This window comes from Streptomyces sp. NPDC052042, from assembly GCF_044548345.1.
Classification (GTDB): Bacteria; Actinomycetota; Actinomycetes; order Streptomycetales; family Streptomycetaceae; genus Streptomyces.
Genome location: NZ_JBIUBU010000087.1, coordinates 1 through 1,320 on the forward strand (window position 1 = coordinate 1; position 1,320 = coordinate 1,320).

At 67.3% G+C, this 1,320-nt stretch carries 2 pseudogenes; both read right to left on the reverse strand.

The features are described 5' to 3' along the window. A pseudogene (locus tag ACIHCL_RS36975) lies at window positions 1–292 on the reverse strand (hypothetical protein); the annotation flags it as partial. Continuing rightward, a pseudogene (locus ACIHCL_RS36980) lies at window positions 293–391 on the reverse strand (hypothetical protein); the annotation flags it as partial. Between the last annotated feature and the right edge of the window lie 929 nt (window positions 392–1,320).

Consider the following 1,320-nt stretch of genomic DNA (forward strand, 5'->3'; position numbering starts at 1 on the left):
TGGTCAGGCCCAGCTGGGCCCGGCCGTCGGACGGCACGGTGATCTCGGACGGCGGGGAGATGGGCGGCTTGCCCGAGGGCGGGGTACCGGTGGCCATGGCCGAGTTGGTGATGGTGCCCGCGTCCACGTCGGCCTGGGTCACCGTGTAGGCGGCCGTGCAGGTGACTGTGGCACCCGGGGCCAGGGATTCGGCCTCCTTGGGGCAGTTGACGGGGTTGAGCTTGCCGTGGCCGGTGAACTCGCCCTCGTCGACCTTCACGTCCTTGAGCGTTACATTGCCCGTGTTGGTCACCACGAAGGTGTACGTGATGGGCTGGCCGGCTATGTAAGCGGCCGCGTCGCCCGAACCGTACGCCGGTTCGGCACCGGTACCGGCTTGACGTACGACTATTGGTGCCGCTCGTTCTGGGCCTCGGTGTTCTCACGGATGGCCGAGGCGACGTCGAGCAGCGCGTAGGCGATGGCAGCAGGCCCCTCACCGATCGCGTCGGTTTTTTGTCTTCTCCGAACCTTTCCGCAGCCGATCGTGCGTTGGTGTGTGCCTCGTACTCGTAGTTACTCATGTCGCTCTCTCCCTGTCGGATCGTCCGGCGGTCCATGCACCCTGCCCACGGCCCGGGCCCTCACCCCGAGTCCCGGTCAGGGCTCTTCCTGGAGCGGCGGGGGCCGGGGATGAGGCTGGCAAGGGCGTTCGGGATCACGCAGCCCTGCCACATCCCGCTGCCGCGTCTACCTGCCTGGGTGAAGCTGCGGAAGCATGCCGTGCAGCGGTCCGACCCGGGCATCGGACGGCTGTGGGCCAGAACGCCGCTTCGTTGGCCGACACTGACGGATCCCGTTGACCGGGCGGTACCTTGCGCTACCGCGAAGCTGTCCGGCTCGTTGGCAGCGCATGACGAACTCCGAGTCGTACGAGGCGCTCGTACGCTTCACCTCCGGCCAGGTATTTGACCGGCCTCCTGTTCCCCCAGCCACTTCCGTCAGTCCGTCAGACGCTCCTGCTTCGGCGCCAAGTAGACGAGTGCCATTCGGGACGTCTCTCCCTGCCGATCTGCACAGGGCTTTCAAGGTCCGCTGTATCGCTCGCGGGATCCGGATGCAGGACGCGGTGGAGCAGGCGGTGCACGCCTGGATGGAGCAGCATCCGGCATAGCGCCTCATCGCACCGTAACCGAAGCTGCACACAACCCGGGGTTCAGCTTCTCGAAGGCCGTCCGGCACCCGCTGGTGAAGTCGGCCCGGGGCGCGGTTCCGGTCTTTCGACCGGCCCGTTTCCCCGGAGCCGCTTCCCGAACCGGGCATGCGACTTGGCACCGCACC